The organism is Psychromarinibacter sediminicola, from assembly GCF_029168335.1.
Lineage (GTDB): Bacteria > Pseudomonadota > Alphaproteobacteria > Rhodobacterales > Rhodobacteraceae > Psychromarinibacter > Psychromarinibacter sediminicola.
In genome coordinates this window covers 16,206-32,752 of the sequence record NZ_JARGYC010000030.1, presented here as the reverse complement: position 1 = coordinate 32,752, position 16,547 = coordinate 16,206, and the positions used below count along the sequence as shown (strand labels likewise).

Annotated in this window: 16 protein-coding genes; 9 read left to right on the top strand and 7 right to left on the bottom strand. The window is 69.7% G+C overall.

Going from position 1 to position 16,547, the window contains the following annotated elements:
- Positions 1-27 precede the first annotated feature (27 nt).
- Both P1J78_RS12610 and P1J78_RS12605 read right to left on the bottom strand, forming a co-directional pair.
- Positions 28-1,398 carry a glutamine synthetase family protein gene (locus P1J78_RS12610; RefSeq protein ID WP_275567723.1) on the bottom strand — a complete coding sequence of 457 codons (1,371 nt, stop codon included), beginning with the start codon at positions 1,396-1,398 and terminating at the stop codon, positions 28-30.
- A 121-nt stretch (positions 1,399-1,519) separates the two neighbouring features.
- On the bottom strand, positions 1,520-2,404 hold the full coding sequence (locus P1J78_RS12605) for a nitroreductase family protein (RefSeq protein WP_275567722.1): 885 nt from the start codon (positions 2,402-2,404) through the stop codon (positions 1,520-1,522).
- Positions 2,405-2,624: 220 nt separating this feature from the next.
- On the opposite strand from P1J78_RS12605, the gene rpe reads away from it, so the two are divergent.
- From rpe to gph, 4 genes are all read left to right on the top strand, one after another.
- The gene (gene rpe / locus P1J78_RS12600) at positions 2,625-3,323 is read left to right on the top strand and encodes a ribulose-phosphate 3-epimerase (RefSeq protein ID WP_275567721.1); all 699 of its coding nucleotides are present in this window, start codon (positions 2,625-2,627) and stop codon (positions 3,321-3,323) included.
- 87 nt (positions 3,324-3,410) lie between these two features.
- A complete protein-coding gene (locus P1J78_RS12595) occupies positions 3,411-3,959 on the top strand; it encodes a CHAP domain-containing protein (protein WP_275567720.1) in 549 nt (182 codons plus the stop codon).
- A gap of 310 nt (positions 3,960-4,269) precedes the next feature.
- Positions 4,270-4,824 carry a thioredoxin family protein gene (locus P1J78_RS12590; protein ID WP_275567719.1) on the top strand — a complete coding sequence of 185 codons (555 nt, stop codon included), beginning with the start codon at positions 4,270-4,272 and terminating at the stop codon, positions 4,822-4,824.
- The gene (gene gph, locus P1J78_RS12585; protein WP_275567718.1) at positions 4,821-5,483 is read left to right on the top strand and encodes a phosphoglycolate phosphatase; all 663 of its coding nucleotides are present in this window, start codon (positions 4,821-4,823) and stop codon (positions 5,481-5,483) included. Before P1J78_RS12590 ends, gph begins: the two co-directional genes overlap by 4 nt.
- 8 nt (positions 5,484-5,491) lie before the next feature.
- Here gph and P1J78_RS12580 read toward each other — a convergent pair whose 3' ends face one another.
- Positions 5,492-6,229, bottom strand: coding sequence for an SGNH/GDSL hydrolase family protein (locus P1J78_RS12580; protein ID WP_275567717.1), 738 nt, complete (start codon positions 6,227-6,229; stop codon positions 5,492-5,494).
- Positions 6,230-6,568: 339 nt separating this feature from the next.
- On the opposite strand from P1J78_RS12580, the gene polA reads away from it, so the two are divergent.
- Positions 6,569-9,367: a DNA polymerase I gene (gene polA / locus P1J78_RS12575; RefSeq protein WP_275567716.1), complete on the top strand. Its 2,799-nt coding sequence runs from the start codon at positions 6,569-6,571 to the stop codon at positions 9,365-9,367.
- Between the two features lie 76 nt (positions 9,368-9,443).
- Here the strand turns inward: polA and P1J78_RS12570 are convergent, their stop codons facing one another.
- A complete protein-coding gene (locus P1J78_RS12570) occupies positions 9,444-10,607 on the bottom strand; it encodes a beta propeller repeat protein (protein WP_275567715.1) in 1,164 nt (387 codons plus the stop codon).
- A 422-nt stretch (positions 10,608-11,029) separates the two neighbouring features.
- Between P1J78_RS12570 and P1J78_RS12565 the strand changes: the two genes are divergently transcribed.
- From P1J78_RS12565 to P1J78_RS12555, 3 genes are all read left to right on the top strand, one after another.
- Entirely contained in the window at positions 11,030-11,665 is a 636-nt protein-coding gene (locus P1J78_RS12565; RefSeq protein WP_275567714.1) for a BON domain-containing protein, read from the top strand.
- A gap of 74 nt (positions 11,666-11,739) precedes the next feature.
- The gene (locus tag P1J78_RS12560) at positions 11,740-12,345 is read left to right on the top strand and encodes a superoxide dismutase family protein (RefSeq protein WP_275567713.1); all 606 of its coding nucleotides are present in this window, start codon (positions 11,740-11,742) and stop codon (positions 12,343-12,345) included.
- Between the two features lie 225 nt (positions 12,346-12,570).
- Positions 12,571-12,729 carry a hypothetical protein gene (locus tag P1J78_RS12555; protein ID WP_275567712.1) on the top strand — a complete coding sequence of 53 codons (159 nt, stop codon included), beginning with the start codon at positions 12,571-12,573 and terminating at the stop codon, positions 12,727-12,729.
- Positions 12,730-12,732: 3 nt separating this feature from the next.
- Here P1J78_RS12555 and P1J78_RS12550 read toward each other — a convergent pair whose 3' ends face one another.
- Positions 12,733-13,269 (bottom strand): sigma-70 family RNA polymerase sigma factor, encoded by a 537-nt coding sequence (locus tag P1J78_RS12550; RefSeq protein WP_275567711.1) that lies wholly within the window; start codon positions 13,267-13,269, stop codon positions 12,733-12,735.
- 174 nt (positions 13,270-13,443) lie between these two features.
- On the opposite strand from P1J78_RS12550, the gene P1J78_RS12545 reads away from it, so the two are divergent.
- Positions 13,444-13,851: a CBS domain-containing protein gene (locus P1J78_RS12545; RefSeq protein ID WP_275567710.1), complete on the top strand. Its 408-nt coding sequence runs from the start codon at positions 13,444-13,446 to the stop codon at positions 13,849-13,851.
- 287 nt (positions 13,852-14,138) lie between these two features.
- Here the strand turns inward: P1J78_RS12545 and P1J78_RS12540 are convergent, their stop codons facing one another.
- Both P1J78_RS12540 and P1J78_RS12535 read right to left on the bottom strand, forming a co-directional pair.
- Entirely contained in the window at positions 14,139-14,405 is a 267-nt protein-coding gene (locus P1J78_RS12540; protein WP_275567709.1) for a hypothetical protein, read from the bottom strand.
- Positions 14,406-14,489: 84 nt separating this feature from the next.
- Positions 14,490-16,523: a CocE/NonD family hydrolase gene (locus tag P1J78_RS12535; protein ID WP_275567708.1), complete on the bottom strand. Its 2,034-nt coding sequence runs from the start codon at positions 16,521-16,523 to the stop codon at positions 14,490-14,492.
- Positions 16,524-16,547 lie beyond the last annotated feature (24 nt).

Here is a 16,547-nt window from a genome sequence, read left to right as displayed (position 1 = left end):
GTCAGTCTGGGGCGCGGCCGGCAGCGGTCAAGACCGTTCGAACCCGCGCGCCACCTCCCAGTCGGTGACGCGGCGGTCGTATTCGGACTGCTCCCATTCGGCGGCGTGGACGTAGTGGTCGACCACGTCGTCGCCGAAGGAGGCGCGCAGCATCTTCGAGCCGTTCGCCCGCCCCGCCGCGTCGCGCAGCGTGGCCGGGATGGCGCGGGCGGCCTCGGCGGCATAGGCATCGCCGGTGAATTCGGGCTCCAGGTCGAGCCCCTTCTCGATGCCGGCCATGCCGGCGGCGATCTGGGCGGCAAAGGCGAGATAGGGGTTCAGGTCCGCCCCGCCGATCCGGTTCTCGATGCGGATACCCTTCGTGCCCTCGCCCACCAGCCGGAAGCCGGCGGTGCGGTTGTCGCGGGACCAGACCGCGCGGGTGGGCGCGAAGGTGCCGGCGACGAAGCGCTTGTAGGAATTGATGTTGGGCGCGAGGAACAGGGTGATCTCGGGCAGATGCGCCAGCAGCCCGGCGACATAGCGCTGCATCAGCGCGGACATGCCATGCGGGGCCTCCGCGTCCAGGAAGGCTGGGTTGCCCTCGGGCGTCCAGAGCGACTGGTGCACGTGGCAGGAGGATCCGGCGGGCGCATCGGCGTATTTCGCCATGAAGGTGACGGCGTGGCCGGCCTGAAGCGCGATCTCCTTGGCGGCCTGCTTGGTCAGCACGTGGTTGTCCGCCGCGGTCAGCGCGTCGGCGTAGCGCACGTTGATCTCCTCCTGCCCGGCCCAGGCCTCGCCCTTGGAGTTCTCCACCGGGATGCCGGCGCCGTAGAGGCCATTGCGCAGGGGGCGCATCACCGGCTCGTCGCGCACGGTTGTGAAGAGGTGATAGTCCTCGTTATAGGGGCTGACCGGGTCGAGGCTGCGGTAGCCCGAGGCGTGGGCTTCCTCGAAGGACTGGCGGAACAGGTAGAATTCCAGTTCGGAGGCCATCATCGCCGAGAGCCCCATATCGGCCAGCCGCGCGAGCTGCCGCTTGAGGATCGCGCGGGGCGAGACCGGCACCTCGGCCTCGCCCGCATGGTCGAGCAGGTCGCACAGGACCAGCGCCGTGCCCGCGGCCCAGGGGATGCGGCGCAGGGTCGCGAGGTCAGGCTTCATAATGTAGTCGCCGTAGCCCTGCGCCCAGGAGGCGGATTTGTAGCCCGGCACCGGCTCCATCTCCATGTCGACGGTCAGCAGGTAGTTGCAGGAATGGGTGTGATCGCGGGCATGGTCGAGGAAGTCCGCGACGTGGAACCGCTTGCCCATCAGCCGACCCTGCATGTCGACCTGCGCGACGATGACGGTGTCGATCTCTCCGGCCTCGGCGGCGAGGGTCAGGGCGTCGAGCGTCAGCGGCGCGTCGGGCATGGGGCGTCTCCGGTCGTGGGTCTCGCGACAGGTGACCGGTTTTCGGGCCGCTTGTCGAGGCTTGGCAGGGCCCCGTGCCGTCGCAACACGCCGCGGCCGCTCGGGGCGCCGCCGTCCCGGATCAGCGGTTGCGCGCCTTTGTCGCCCGTCCGGCGGTGCGCGGCCGGGTGAAATCCGCCTCCGGCTCCAGCCGGCCGTCGGGATTCGCCGTGCCGGTGGTGAAGGCCGGCCCCCAGTCGCCCAGCTTCTGCGCATAGTCGTCCCAGTCGCGCAGATCCTCGATGTCGCGGTACATCGCGAAGGGGCGCAGGGTGCTCTCGTAGAAATCCACCTGCGCATGGCGGCGGTAGTGCTGCGGCTCGTAGCCGTTCCAGTGGCAGACCTGCTCGATCGGCCGGCGATACCGGCGGTCCTGCGTGGCGACCGGGTAGCCGATGGGGATCGTGCCATAGGCACGCATCCACTCGGGATAGCCCAGGATCGCGGCCAGTTCGCGGTTCGTGGTCTCCTCGCCGCCGCCCGAGAGCCAGGCCGAGGTCAGGCCCTCTGCCGTCACCGCCAGCTGGATGTTCTGGATCGCGGCGCCGAGCGAGCACAGGAAGATCGCCTCGTTGTTGTCGTCGTATTCCGCCTCCCAGTCCGGGCTGGTCGGCTGCGGAAAGCAGACCTTCCAGCGCGGGTCGCCCAGCACCAGCACGATGGCCACGGTGTTGGCGAGGTAGTTCTTCGACACGGCCGGGAATCCCTTGGCGTGATCCACCAGCCGATGCGCCTGGTCGAGGAACACCTGGCGCACGGCCTCGCGCCGGTCGGGGTCGTCGACGACGATGAAGTCCCAGCACTGGGTGTTGGCGCCCGAAGGGGCCCAGCGGCCGCAATCGACGATGCGCGTCAGCACATCGCGGCCGACGGCGCGGCCCGGCTCGAACTTGCGGGTGGAGCGGCGCTGGCGCACCACATCGGCGAAGGCAATGGTTTCGGAATCCGTGGTGTCGGGGTCTGTCATGGCGGTCCTCCCTGTCGGGCGGCATCCTGCCGTGCCCGACCGGCGCACGGCAAGGCGCTTGCAAGCGCCTTGGGGCAAGGGCCTTGCAAGGCCCTTGGCCGCGCGGTCCGGGGGCGGCGCAGGAAAGCGGCTTCGAAGCCGCTTTCCCCCACGGCTCTGGACGCCCGGGCCGGTTCCGCTGTAGGAGCGGCGCGCACGCCAGCCTCCGGAGACCCCGCGCATGAGCTTCGACCGCAGAATCAAGATCGCCCCCTCGATCCTCTCCGCCGATTTCGCCGATTTCGGCCGCGAGATTCGCGCCATCGAGGAGCAGGGCGCCGACTGGGTCCATGTGGACGTGATGGACGGGCATTTCGTGCCCAATCTCACCTTCGGTCCGCCGGCGGTAAAGGCGTTCCGGCCGCATGTGAGTACGGTCATGGACGTCCACCTGATGATCGCGCCGGTCGACCCCTATATCGACGCCTTCGCCGAAGCGGGCGCCGACATCATCACGGCGCATGTCGAGGCCGGCCCGCATATCCACCGCACATTGCAGGCGATCCGCGCGACGGGTGCCAGGGCGGGCGTCGCGCTGAACCCCGGCACGCCGGCCGAGGCGGTGGCGCATGTGCTAGACCTCGTGGATCTGGTCTGCGTGATGACGGTGAATCCGGGCTTCGGCGGGCAGTCCTTCCTCGACATGACGGGGAAGATCCGCGCCCTGCGGACGATGATCGGCGACCGGCCGGTGCATATCGAGGTCGACGGCGGGGTGACGCCCGAGACGGCGCCGCTGGTGGCGCGTGCGGGGGCCGACGCGCTGGTGGCGGGCTCGGCCGTGTTCAAAGGCGGGTCGGTCGCAAAGGCCGGTGTCTACGGCGAGAATATCCGCGCGATCCGCCAGGCGGCGGAGTTGGCCACGGGCCAGGCCGCCTGAGGCCTTGATTTTTCCGGCGATTTGCCGAAACTTGTCCACAAGGCCCGCGAAAGGGCCGCGGCCGTCACGAGAATGCCGAGGGACAGAATGACCATCGCCACCTTCCTGCAGCCGTCGCCGCTGCGCCTGATGGGCCTGTGTGCCGTTCTCATGCTCGGCGCCGCCTGCGCGCGCGCCCCGGAGGAACCGTCCGGCGCACTGAACCCCGAGCTTGTCAGCCGCGCGATCAGCACGGCGACGGATCTGCGGGCGACTGGCGCGCGGGTGTGGTGCGTGCCCTTCGCGCGCAATGCCAGCGGGATCGAGATTCGCGGCAATGCCGACACCTGGTGGCCGCAGGCGAAGGGGCTGTACCACCGCGGCAAGACGCCGCTGGTCGGGGCAGTCATGGCGTTCAGCGGCACGGGCAAGCTGCCGATGGGGCATATCGCGGTGGTCTCCGAGGTGGTGTCCGACCGCGAGATCCGCATCCACCATGCCAACTGGCACCGCAACCAGGTGTCGCTGTCGATGCCGGTCAAGGATGTCTCGGCCGCCAACGATTGGTCGGAAGTGCGGGTGATGACCAACCCCGGCGCCTATGGCAGCGTCTACCGGATCGACGGCTTCATCTCGGACCCGCGCACGCCGATCTGAGGGAGGGAGTTCCGAGCGGCGACCGGACGTTCGCGCGGGGCTTCCGTACGTGGCCCCAGCGCGGAACAAGGCGAAGCCGCCGCGCAAGCGCCGACGCGCACCCGAGCGGCGGCGCTGTGGTGGACGTTATCGCAGAGTTCGGAGGTCGTCCGAACCTGGCAGCCATAAAACGAGAAGCTCAATTGCCGGTGCGCCCCCGCGCGCGTCGACCCTCGCGCGGCTCCGTTCTCTCCGCCCTGCGTCACTCCCACCCCATGGCACGTTCCGTCCCCGGCGCTATACTCCGCCGCGAAGGATAAAGGAGGAACCCATGGCTGAACGTCCCCCCGTCTGCGATTTCGGCACCCCCGCCCCCGATTTCACCCTGCCCGCGACCGACGGCAAGACCTATTCGCTGGCCGACGTGGCCGGCGAGAAGGGCACGCTGATCGTGTTCATCTGCAACCACTGCCCCTACGTGAAGGCGATCCTGGAGCGGTTCATCGTCGTCGCGCAGGATCTCCAGAACATGCATATCGGCGTGGCCGCGATCTCGTCGAACGACGTGACAACCCATCCCGACGACAGCTTCGAGAACATGAAGGCCGTCGCCGAGGAACACGGCTTTCCCTTCCCCTATCTCTACGACGAGAGCCAGGAGGTGGCGAAGGCCTACGGCGCGGTCTGCACGCCGGATTTCTTCGGCTACAACGCCGATCTGAAGCTGCAATACCGCGGCCGGCTGGACGACGCCGGCAAGAACCCGGCGGGGCCGGACACGACCACCGACCTGCTGGACGCGATGCGGCAGATCGCCAGGACCGGCGAGGGTCCGGCCGAGCAGGTGCCGTCGATGGGCTGCGGCATCAAGTGGAAGGCCGCATGAGCGGGGTCGTTTTCGACCTCGACGGCACGCTGATCGACGCGACGCTGGACATCCATGCCTGCGCCACCGAGATGCTGGAGGCGGAGGGGCTGGCGCCGCTGTCGCCCGAGACGATCCAGGGCTTCGTGGGCAACGGGCTGGGCAAGCTGATCACCCATTGCATCGAGGCGTCGGGGCTGGAGGACAGCCCCGCGCGCCACAAGCGGATGTACGACCGGTTCCACGCCCGCTACGAGACGGCGGTGGAGCACACGGTCGTCTTTCCCGGCGCCGTCGACGCGCTGGAGGCGCTGAAGGCCGAAGGCTACCGGCTGGGCCTGTGCACCAACAAGCCGGAGGGGCCGACGCACGGCGTGCTCAGGCATCTCGGGCTGGAGCGCTATTTCGACGCCTTCGCCTATGGCGACGGCCCCTACCCGCGCAAGCCCGACCCGGCACCGGTGCGGCACATCATCGACCAGCTGCCCGTGCGCCGGGTTCTCTATGTCGGCGACAGCGAGGTCGACGCGGCGACGGCGCAGGCGGCCAAGGTGCCGATGGCGCTTTATACCAGGGGCTTCCGCAAGACGCCGGTGGAAGAGCTGTACCACGACGCCCATTTCGACGACTGGTCCGAGCTTCCGGCCATTGCCGCCCGCCTGGCGCCGCGGCCGGAATAGGCCGACCGTTACTGCGCCACGTCGCGCGTCACGAGCCCCGGGGCCGGACGGGCGCCGTGCTTCGTCATCAGCGCCACGACCCGCGCCGCGATCTCGCGGCTGGCCTTGACCGAGGGGTGAATGCCGTCGATCGCGAAATAGCTGGTGTCGCCCGGCGGCACGAGGTCGTGGAGCGAGACGTAATGCACCCCCGGCACGCGGGCCGCCAGCCGCGCGATCCGGGCCTCCAGCTCGTCGCCCTCGTCCTTGCAGTGCTCGATGGGCGTGCGGATGCCGGGGCTGCGCAGATAGCCGACATAGACGACCTGCGCGCCGGTCTGCTGGACGCGATGGAACAGCTGCGGAATCTCGCCGCGGGTGCCGTCGGCCGAGATCATCTTGTCGATCCGCCGGTCGCAGACCGCGCATTGGCAGCCGAGCCACAGGTCGTTGCCGCCCCCGGTCATCACGACCCAGTCCCAGCCGCGGTCGCTCTTGCGGAACTGCGCCGGGATCGACATGCCGAGGCTGCCGGTGATCGGCAGGCGGTAGACCATATGCGCCGCGGGGACAGAGCGGTTCACCACCTGGGCGCCGAGCGACCTGCGCAGGTAATCGGCGATCGAGTGGCCGGTGATGCCGTTCATCGCCATCAGCGAGTCGCCGAGGGCCAGAATCCGGGACGACTTCGCCCGGGCGCCGCCCGCAAGCCCCGCCACCAGGGTCAGCGCGGCCAGGGCCACGGTCAGGTTTCGACTCTTGAACATGCGCACTGATACCACGGCCACGCCTCCTGCGGTCCCGAACGCCCTCCCCCGAAACGCCCCCGGCGCGACCCTAACGAAAGCCACCGACGGTTGCACCGCTTCCTTTCGGAATGCGGGGCAAAGGCGGGAGAGTCGGGGCGAAATACGGTGAATCGTTTCCCAATCGGCACCGATGACGGGTGGCGGGACCGGACTGCGGCGCGCATCGGCACAGTGACGGGCCGACCCGCCCGGCCCCCGCCCCAGCCCGGCAGCCGGACAATTCGCGGCAACGACTGGCGGCAGCGCGGCGTTCATGTCAAAAGCACGGTCGACACACATTCACGCGCGGACGGACCCATGAGCACCACTTTCGGCAAGGGATGCCACCTGCACCTGATCGACGGCTCGGCCTTCATCTTCCGCGCGTTCCACGCCCTGCCGCCGCTCACGCGCCGCTCCGACGGCATGCCGATCGGGGCGGTCTCGGGCTTCGTCAACATGATCTGGAAGATGGTGGAGGAGAACAAGGGCCCCGACGCGCCGACCCATGTGGCGGTGGTCTTCGACAAGGGCAGCCACACGTTCCGGAACGACATGTACGACGCCTACAAGGCGAACCGCGACGAGATGCCCGAGGACCTGCGCCCGCAGATCCCGCTGACCCGCGACGCCACCCGCGCCTTCTCCATCGCCTGCCTGGAGCAGGAGGGCTACGAGGCCGACGACATCATCGCCGCGCTGGCCTGCCAGGCCCGCGATGCCGGCGGGCGGGTCACGATCATCTCGTCCGACAAGGACCTGATGCAACTCGTCGGCGGCGGGGTCGAGATGTTCGACGCGATGAAGAACAACCGGATCGGGGTGGAGGAGGTCGAGGCCAAGTTCGGCGTCGGCCCCGACAGGGTGGTCGACGTGCAGGCCCTGGCCGGCGATTCCGTCGACAACATCCCCGGCGCGCCGGGGATCGGGATCAAGACCGCCGCGCTGCTGATCAACGAATACGGCACACTGGAAGAGCTGCTGAACCGCGCCGAGGAGATCAAGCAGCCCAAGCGCCGCCAGACCCTGATCGAGCACCGCGATCAGATCGAGCTGTCGAAGCAGCTCGTCACGCTCGACTGCGACACGCCGGTCGAGGTGACGCTGGACGACCTGGAGGTGGTCGCGCCCGATCCGGACAAGCTGTTGTCCTTCCTGCAAGAGATGGAGTTCCGAACCGTGACCCGCCGCGTGGCCGAGGCGCTGGGCGTCGAGGCCCCGGCGATCGAGGAGGCGCGTTCGGAGGACATGCCGGAGGAGGAGCAGGAGCAACTGCCCTTCGTGCCCGACGACTACGAATGGGTGAAGGATGCCGCCGCGCTGCAGGGCTGGATCGACCGGATCAACGACCGCGGCTATGTCGCCATCGACACCGAGACGACCGGCCTCAACGAGATGACCGCCGCGCTCGTGGGCATCTCGCTGTCGGTGGAGCCGGGGCAGGCCTGCTATATCCCGCTGGCGCATCATGCGGGCAACGGCGACCTGTTCGACGACGGCAAGCGCGCCGAGGGGCAGATCGACCTCGACACCGCGCTGACGATGCTGAAGCCGGTGCTGGAGGACGACGCGGTCCTGAAGATCGGCCAGAACATGAAATACGACGCCAAGATCTTCGCCCGCCTCGGGGTGGAGATCGCGCCGATCGACGACACCATGCTGATGTCCTACGCCATGCATGCCGGCATCCACGGCCACGGTATGGACACGCTGTCCGAACGCTATCTCGGACACCAGCCGATCCCGATCAAGGAGCTGATCGGCAGCGGCAAGAGCCAGATCACCTTCGACAAGGTCGAGATCGGCGAGGCCGTGAAATACGCCGCCGAGGACGCCGACATCACCCTGCGCCTGTGGCAGCAGTTCAAGCCGCAGCTTCACCGCGAGCGTGTCACGACGGTCTACGAGACGCTGGAACGCCCGATGGTGCCGGTCCTGAAACGCATGGAGATGGCCGGCATCAAGGTCGACCGCGACACGCTGTCCCGCATGTCCGGGGCCTTCGCGCAGAAGATGGCGCAGCTCGAAGACGAGATCCACGAGCTCGCGGGCGAGAAGTTCAACGTCGGCTCGCCCTCCCAGGTGGGCGAGATCCTGTTCGAGCGGATGGGTCTGGACGGCGGCAAGAAGGGCAAGACGGGCAAGTATTCCACCCCGGCGGACGTGCTGGAGGATCTGGCCACGACCCACGACCTGCCGGCGCGGGTGCTGGACTGGCGCCAGGTGCAGAAGCTGAAATCGACCTATACCGACGCGCTGCAGACCCACATCAACGCCGACACGGGGCGGGTCCACACCTGCTATTCCATCGCCGGGGCGAGCACCGGCCGGCTGGCCTCGAACGACCCGAACCTGCAGAACATCCCGGTGCGCACCGAGGAAGGCCGCCGCATCCGCGAGGCCTTCGTCGCCGACGCGGGCAAGGTGCTGCTGTCGCTGGACTACTCGCAGATCGAGCTGCGCATCCTCGCCCATATCGCCGATATCGGCGCCCTGAAGGAGGCCTTCGCCGACGGGCTCGACATTCATGCCGCCACCGCGTCCGAGATGTTCAACGTACCGCTGGACGAGATGACGCCGGAAATCCGGCGGCAGGCCAAGGCGATCAATTTCGGGGTGATCTACGGTATCTCGGGCTTCGGCCTGTCGCGGAACCTGCGCATCCCGCGCAGCGACGCGCAGGGCTTCATCGACCGCTATTTCGAGCGCTTCCCGGGCATCAAGGCCTACATGGACGACACGGTGAAGTTCGCCAAGGAACACGGCCATGTCTCCACCCTGTTCGGCCGGCGGATCAACACGCCCGAGATCAACGCCCGCGGGCCGCATGCCGGCTTCGCCCGCCGCGCCGCGATCAACGCGCCGATCCAGGGCACGGCGGCCGACATCATCCGCCGCGCGATGATCCGGATGGACGCGGCGATCGAGGGGCTGCCGGCGCGAATGCTGCTGCAGGTCCATGACGAGCTGATCTTCGAGGTCGACGCGGGCGCCGAGGACCGCGTCATCGACCGCGTGCGCGAGGTCATGGAGGGCGCCGCGATGCCGGCGGTCAAGCTGAGCGTGCCGCTGGTGGTGGATGCGGGCCGGGGCGCGAACTGGGCCGAGGCGCACTGACGCGCGGCGCGGCCGGCCGGCCTCGCCCCGTCGCGGCCGTCGCGGCAGGCATGGGCCGGGAGACGCCCGGTGCGGGTCAGGCCCGGTCCATCACCTCCACCGACAGGATCGTGGGCAGGTGGCGAGCGATCTCGTCCCAGCTGTCGCCCTCGTCGAAGCTGGCGAAGACCGAGCCGGAATTGGTGCCGAAATACACCCCCGCCGGGTCGCGGCCGTCGCCGGCCATCGCCTGCCGCAGCACGGTGAAAAAGCAGCCCTCCTGCGGCAGCCCCTCGCGGCAGGCCTCCCAGCTCTCGCCGCCGTCGCGCGAGCGGTACACGGCGCAGGCCGCGTCCGGCGGGAAGCGGCCCGCCATGTCGCCGTTCAGCGGCACGGTCCAGACCGTCTGGGGGTCGCGTGGATGTACCCGGATCGGGAAGCCGAAGGTGGACGGCAGGCCGGCGGTGATCTCGTCCCAGGACCGCCCGCCATCGGCGGAGCGCCAGACCCCGTGGTGGTTCTGCTGGTAGAGCACATCGGCCGCGCCCGGCGCGCGCATCATGTTGTGGACGCAATGGCCCGTCTCGCCGTCGGCCGGCGCGGCGGGGTGGGAATGGCCCTCGCAGGCTTCGGCGTTGGACAGGCGGTTGCGGCGCTCCCAGGTGGCGCCGCCGTCCTCGGTGGCGAAGACCCCGGCGGCGGAGATGCCGACCCACATCGCCTGCGGGTTCGCGGGATGCGGCACGATGGTGTGGAGCGTCAGCCCGGCGGCGCCGGGGTTCCAGCTGTCGGCCGAAGGATGGTTGGCCAGCCCGTCGAGATGCTCGAACGTCTCCCCGCCGTCGCGGCTGGCCAGGAGCCGGGCGGGCTTGGTGCCGGCGTAGAGCGTGCCGTGGGCATGGTTCAGGCTCCAGACCTGCTGGAACGCATCGGCGAAGGGCAAGGACGCGTCGGTCCAGCCGATCATTTGGGCGAAGTCGGGATCGCCGGCGGCCCAGTCGTCCATCATGCCGCGGGTCAGGCGGGTCTTGGTCCAGTTCTCGCCGCCGTCGTCGGAGCGCCAGACCCCGGCCCCGGTGAACTCGCCGCCGCCGCCGGCCCAGAGGGTGCCGGTCTCGGGGTCGCCGATGACGTGGTTGATGGGCCAGCCCTCGCAATGCGGGCCGGAGACGGACCAGCCGGAGCGGTCGGCCTTGCCGGAGACGAGGAAGGCGCCCTTGCTGGTGCCGAGGAGGACGATGACGGGGGACGGCTGCGGCATGGCGGGGTCCTTTCGGATGGGGGCGGTGCGGAGTGTCCGAGGTTGGACGGGGGTCTAAGGTGTTGATATCTATATTGATAGCGGTAACTGCTTTGCTCGGACGGCCCGGACAGGCGCCCGAGACTGGCATCCGAGACTGGGGCCCGAATCCGGCGCGATGATACCACGGCTGCGCCGCGCCGTGGTCCCCCCCTTTCACGAGCGCCCGGGGCGGGGTCTGGGCGCGGTCTGCCCGGCCACCGCCTACCGCTCATGCCCGGCCACGCGGCGAGGAAGCCCTTGCGGGCTGACGCGCATCGGACCTCCTGCGGCCAGGGTCCGTGGCCCCGGCGGCGGGAACAAAACGCCGGACGCGCCTGTTCTCCGTCTTCGAATGCGCCGGCCCCGCGATGGGCGGAGGCCGGCCGGATTGGAGGACCGACATGGCCAGACGCTTTGACCAAATGACGGAACGCGAGGCGCGCGCCGAACTCGAGCGGCGCCAGCACCCGCGGCACCGCGACCGCGAGCGGCGCGAGGAGGATTTCGATTGGTGGGGACCGTTCGGCTATGGCCGCGGCGGCGTGTTCGGCGCGGGCTATGGCTGGCCGTTCCTGCCGCCGCCCTATCCCGAGGCCGGCTATGGCCCCTATATGCCGCCGGGCGCCGACTGGCGCCGCGACCGGATGCGCCCCTGGGGCGGCGGCGACTGGATGCCGCGCGACCGCGAGGAGCGGGACATGCTGGACCGGGCCGGCGACGAGATCGCCTCGTGGTTCGGCGACGAGGCCGCCGAGGCCCGGCGCGAGGCCGACCATCGCGGCCGCGGGCCCAAGGGCTATGTCCGCTCGGACGCGCGGATCGAGGAGGACGTGAACGACCGGCTGACCGACGACCGCCTGGTCGACGCCACCGAAATCGCCGTCACCGTCAAGGACCGCGAGATCACGCTGGACGGCACGGTCGACTCGCGCGCCGCCAAGCGCCGGGCCGAGGACTGCGCCGACGACGTCTCCGGCGTCGTCCACGTGCAGAACAACCTGCGCGTCCAACCGGCCGAGCCGACGGGACGGCCCTGACCGCCGACCGGGGCGGCCCCGGGTCGCCCCGCCCTTTCCCGTAAGCCAAACCCATACCCCGAAAAGGACTTCGCATGACCCACACCGACACCACGCCGCCCCGCCCCGAGGCCTCCCGCGCCGTCGCCATGGCCCGCCCCGCCGCGCGCCCCTGGCCGCTTCTGGGCGGGCTGATGCTCGCAACCGGGCTGGGGGCCGGCCTGATCTCGGCCGCCGCCGCGCAGGACACGCCGCAGGTCGACGGCCACGAGATCGCGTTCGTCGCGGCCGACGGCGCCGAGATCGGCACCGCCACGCTCACCGGCACGCCGGTGGGCCTGCTGATCGAGCTGGACCTGCACGACCTGCCGCCCGAGACCTGGCACGGCTTTCACATCCACGAGACCGGCGAATGCGATCCCGAGGACGGGTTCCGCTCGGCCGGCGGCCATTTCTCGGTCTCCGATACCGAGCACGGCTTTCTCGTCCCCGGCGGGCCGCATTCCGGCGACATGCCGAACCAGTACGTGGCCGCCGACGGCACCCTGAAGGCGCAGGTCTTCACCCCCTATGCCTTCTTCGGCGACGCGGCGGACAACGTCTCGGGCCGCGCGCTGGTGCTCCATGGGGGGCCGGACGACTACGAGAGCCAGCCCTCCGGCGCCGCGGGCGACCGCATCGCCTGTGCCGTCATCGAGTGACGCCGGCGCCCGGGGGCCCGACACCGGCGCCGCCCAGGCCGCCGATGCAATGACACAACACGATTGTCCCCGCCGGTGCCCCTGAGGGCGCCGGCCTCTGGTCGGCCGGGCCCCCGGGACTAGGCTTCGGACAGGTCGCGGAGATCGGCGCGGGCGATCCGGCCGGCCGTGTCCGCAGTATCTTCCGCAGTATCTTCCGCAGTATCCGTCGTGTTGGACGCCGAGATGAGAGACAGCCTCAGACAAGACCCGCAGGATAGCCCGCTGGACGACGACCTTCGCCTGTGGCTCGACGGCATCCGGGCCGAGGCGACGCCCGAGGGGCTGACCGACCTCGCCCGGCGGCTGCAGGATCTCCTGCGGCAGCGCGACGAGACCGGCTGACGCTCAGCCGGTCCCGGCGGCCGAGGCGCCGTCCTCCGCCGCCGCGCCCAGCGGGTCGTTCGGCGCGCGCGCCTGCAGATCCTCGGCGACCATCGCGCGGGCGCGGTTCACCCGGCTTTTCACCGTGCCGATCCGCACCCCGAATATCTCGGCCGCGGACTCGTAGCTCTCGCCCAGCATCACCACCGTGATGAGCATCTCGCGGTAATGCAGCGGCAGCCGCGCCACGGCCTGCATCATCTCGCCCCCGCGCACGGTCCATTCCTGCGTCGCGGGCGTCGTCAGCGTCGTCGAGACGCAATCCTCCTCGCCGGTCCGCGACCGCTTGGACCGGGCGATGTCGTTGCGGAAGGTGTTGCGCATGATCGTGATCAGCCAGGCCCGCAGGTTGGTGCCCGGCTGATAGCTGTCGATCTTGGCGATGGCCTTCAGAAGCGTGTCCTGCACCAGGTCGTCGACATCCTCGTGGCGCCGCGTCAGCGCCCAGGCATAGGCGCGCAAGGCGGGTATGAGGTCGACGATGTCGTCTCGCACGGTCATGCGGGGATCCGTTCCTCCCGGTGGCATGACCGAAACGCGGTCTGCGCCCCGCATGTTCCTGTGTGGCCGCCGCGCAGGAACATACAGGAACATTCCGGGCGCCGGGCTGTTCCCCGGGGGAGATCGACGCGGACGGCCCCTGCGCCGCCCGCCGAACGGACAAAGGAGGAAAGGATGCAAGTCAAGGACGTCATGAGCAAGCACGCCCTGACCGTCACCCCGCAGAAGACCCTGGGCGAGGTGGCCGAGATCATGCGGCGCATGGAGACCGGGTTCCTGCCGGTCGGCGAAGGCGACACGCTCACCGGCACCGTCACCGACCGCGACATCGTCGTGAACGGGCTGGCCGCCGGCAAGGGCGGCGACAGCGCGGTGGCCGAGGTGATGACCGGCGACGTGCTGTATTGCTTCGACGACCAGGAGGTGGCCGAGGTCGCCCGCAACATGGGCGACAACCAGGTGCGCCGGATGCCCGTGGTCGACCGCGACAAGCGGCTCGTCGGCATCGTGTCGCTGGGCGATCTGTCCAGCAACGGCGACCCTTCGGCCGCCGGCGTGGCGCTGGAGGATATCTCCGCCTGACGCCGCCGGTGGCCGGTTCGGGCCGGCTGCGCCCGGCGCGGCCGGTAGAGAGAAAATAGGCCCGCCTCGCGGGGCGGGCCGGAGACAGGGTGCCGCCGGCAAGGCGGCGCCCGTCGCGTCGCGGCGGCGTTCGAGTTGTCCCCTACCCCCACTGTGACCGCCGCGGCGCATCATTCGCGTCAGCACGCATCCTTGGCCGCACGGCCACGAGCATGGAGCCGTGGTGGCGAGACGCCTTTTTTTTGGAAATCGGTGGTGCTGGAGTCCCCGGCTGCGGCTCGACGCGCCTAGAGCGTGTCGTCGGAGATCGGGGTCTGGTCGGTCTTGCCCTGCTCGTTCGACAGGATGGTGCGGACCTCTTCCAGCAGCGCCGCGCGGTCGCCGCCCGGCCTCTCCGCGTCCCGGCGGGTCAGCTCGGTCAGCACGGCCTTCAGGAACTGCTCGCGCTGCCCGGCGGAATAGCCGCCTTCGGCGAGGATTTCCTGAAGCTTCTCCGGCCCGATCCAGTGGCCGTCGGGGCTCCGGAGCCGGTCGATGTCGGATGTCCGGGTCAACGGAGCGTCCTTTCCGTCGTTCCCCGGGTCAACGCGCGGCCCCGGCGCCCCGTTCCCTCACGTCCACACGTCCGCGTGCGGGGGTCAGAGCATGTCGCGCGGGATCGTCTCGTTCCAGCTCAGCGACCGGACGCGCGCGTCGCCCTCCCAGGCGTCGAGTTCGGCGGTCAGGTAGAAGTTCTCGCGGTCCGAGGTCAGCCGCGTGCGGGTGCGCGTCTCGATCCGCCAGTCGTCGCGTTCCAGGGTGCGGATCCACTCGGTCTCGCCGGTGGCGGAGGTGAAATCGCCCGGCCGCGCGCCGTAGCTTTCGACGGCATGCGCGCCCACGGTCAGGCCGATATCGTCGAGCCGCATCACGCCGCGGTCGTCGGTGACGTAGAGCTCGGTCCAGCGGCGGCCGAGATCCTGGCGGATCAGCCATTCGTGCTCGGGCGGCTGCACCGTGGTCAGCGCGGGGCCCGGCGACTGCACCGGCGTGCCGAAATCGGGGATGGTCTCTTCGGCCACCGCCGCGCGGCACGGCAGGGTCAGGGTGCTCTTCTCGGTGCGGATGGTCAGGCGCACCGGCTCCGGCGGGGTCCAGGCGAGCGGCCAGTAGACGGTGGAGACCGACAGGCGCACGCGATGCCCCTTCGGCACCCGCTGCGCGATGTAGCAGAGCGGCACGCGGACCCGGTAGAAGCGGCCGGGCTCCAGTTCCTCGGGGTCTTCGCGGCTCTCGTGATGGGTGAGGTTCTGCATCCCGTAGGTGATCCGCGTCACCTGGTGGTCGGGGCGCATGTCCGAAAGCCGGACCGCGACCATCGCCACGGGACGGTCGCTGGCGAGTTCCAACTCCACCTCCGGCCGGCCCAGAAGCTCGATGTCCTCCTCCAGCGGCTCGGTCTGGAACACCAGCGCGCCGCCGTCGTCGGAGCGCTGGTCGTCCGCCAGGTCCGGGCCGTTGGCGTAGGAACACCACTTGCCCGAATGCAGGCCCAGCGTGACCGGCGACTGCACGTCGAGCTCCACCTGCCCCTCCTTGTGCGAGGGGCGTTCGCCTTCGGGCCGCAGGGTCCGGCCCTCGGCGATCACGAAGCGCTGGGGCGTCACGCGGGGCGCGGGCCAGTCGTCCTCGCCCACCCAGCGGCCGGGGCGATAGTCGTATTCCGGGTTCGGCGGCGCGCTGTCCTGCATCCAGGCGCAGATCATCGGGTCGTCCTCGATCCCGGTGTCGATGCCCTTCAGCCAGCGGTCCCACCAGCGCAGAAGCTCGGACAGGAAGTCGATGGCGGGACCGGGGCGGCCGAAATGCGGGTAGATGTGGCCCCAGGGCCCGACCAGCCCCTTGCGCGGCACGTCCAGGTTCTCCATCAGCCGGAAGACCGAGTTGGTATAGCCGTCGGCCCAGCCGCTGATCGCGTAGACCGGCACCTTGATCGCCGAGTAGTCCTCGCGCACCGACCCGTGGCGCCAGTAGGCGTCGCGCCGCTGGTGCTGCAGCCAGGTCTTCAGCCAGAGACCGGAGCCGTCCAGCCGCTCCAGCCACATGTCGCGCCAGCGGTCACCGACCAACGCGGGATCGGGCGGCATCGTGTTGTAGGAGAACATGACCGACGACCAGCTCAGGTTGTCGCCCAGCAGGCAGCCGCCCATGTGGTGAATGTCGTCGGAATAGCGATCGTCGGTCGAGGACATCGTCACCACGGCCTTCAGCGGCTCGGGCTGCATCGCGGCGATCTGCAACCCGTTGAAGCCGCCCCAGGAGATGCCCATCATGCCGATATTGCCGTCGCACCAGGGCTGATCGGCGATCCAGTGCAGCGCGGCGACGCCGTCGTCCAGCTCGCTTTGCAGGTATTCGTCGGTCAGCACGCCGTCGCTCTCGCCGCTGCCGCGGATGTCGAGGCGGATGCAGGCATAGCCGTGGCCGGCCAGGTAGGGATGGGTGCGTTCGTCGCGGACGGCGGTGCCGAAGCGCTTGCGGTAGGGAATGTATTCCAGGACCGCCGGCACCGGCGCCTCCTCCGACCCCTTGGGCCGCCAGATGCGGGCCGACAGGTGCAGCCCGTCGGTCACCGGGATGAACACGTTCTCCTCTTCGACGATCTCGTGCGGGAATTCGGTCACGGTCTTCATCGCGCCTCCATGGGCTCGGGGAAT

Excerpts from the sequence above, each read along its gene's own strand:
- P1J78_RS12550 (WP_275567711.1), bottom strand. The coding sequence starts at position 13,269 with ATGACCGTGCGAGACGACATCGTCGACCTCATACCCGCCTTGCGCGCC.
- P1J78_RS12560 (WP_275567713.1), top strand. The coding sequence starts at position 11,740 with ATGACCCACACCGACACCACGCCGCCCCGCCCCGAGGCCTCCCGCGCC.
- P1J78_RS12610 (WP_275567723.1), bottom strand. The coding sequence starts at position 1,398 with ATGCCCGACGCGCCGCTGACGCTCGACGCCCTGACCCTCGCCGCCGAG.
- P1J78_RS12535 (WP_275567708.1), bottom strand. The coding sequence starts at position 16,523 with ATGAAGACCGTGACCGAATTCCCGCACGAGATCGTCGAAGAGGAGAAC.
- polA (WP_275567716.1), top strand. The coding sequence starts at position 6,569 with ATGAGCACCACTTTCGGCAAGGGATGCCACCTGCACCTGATCGACGGC.
- rpe (WP_275567721.1), top strand. The coding sequence starts at position 2,625 with ATGAGCTTCGACCGCAGAATCAAGATCGCCCCCTCGATCCTCTCCGCC.
- P1J78_RS12595 (WP_275567720.1), top strand. The coding sequence starts at position 3,411 with ATGACCATCGCCACCTTCCTGCAGCCGTCGCCGCTGCGCCTGATGGGC.
- P1J78_RS12545 (WP_275567710.1), top strand. The coding sequence starts at position 13,444 with ATGCAAGTCAAGGACGTCATGAGCAAGCACGCCCTGACCGTCACCCCG.
- P1J78_RS12605 (WP_275567722.1), bottom strand. The coding sequence starts at position 2,404 with ATGACAGACCCCGACACCACGGATTCCGAAACCATTGCCTTCGCCGAT.
- P1J78_RS12570 (WP_275567715.1), bottom strand. The coding sequence starts at position 10,607 with ATGCCGCAGCCGTCCCCCGTCATCGTCCTCCTCGGCACCAGCAAGGGC.
- P1J78_RS12590 (WP_275567719.1), top strand. The coding sequence starts at position 4,270 with ATGGCTGAACGTCCCCCCGTCTGCGATTTCGGCACCCCCGCCCCCGAT.
- P1J78_RS12565 (WP_275567714.1), top strand. The coding sequence starts at position 11,030 with ATGGCCAGACGCTTTGACCAAATGACGGAACGCGAGGCGCGCGCCGAA.
- P1J78_RS12555 (WP_275567712.1), top strand. The coding sequence starts at position 12,571 with ATGAGAGACAGCCTCAGACAAGACCCGCAGGATAGCCCGCTGGACGAC.
- P1J78_RS12580 (WP_275567717.1), bottom strand. The coding sequence starts at position 6,229 with ATGTTCAAGAGTCGAAACCTGACCGTGGCCCTGGCCGCGCTGACCCTG.
- gph (WP_275567718.1), top strand. The coding sequence starts at position 4,821 with ATGAGCGGGGTCGTTTTCGACCTCGACGGCACGCTGATCGACGCGACG.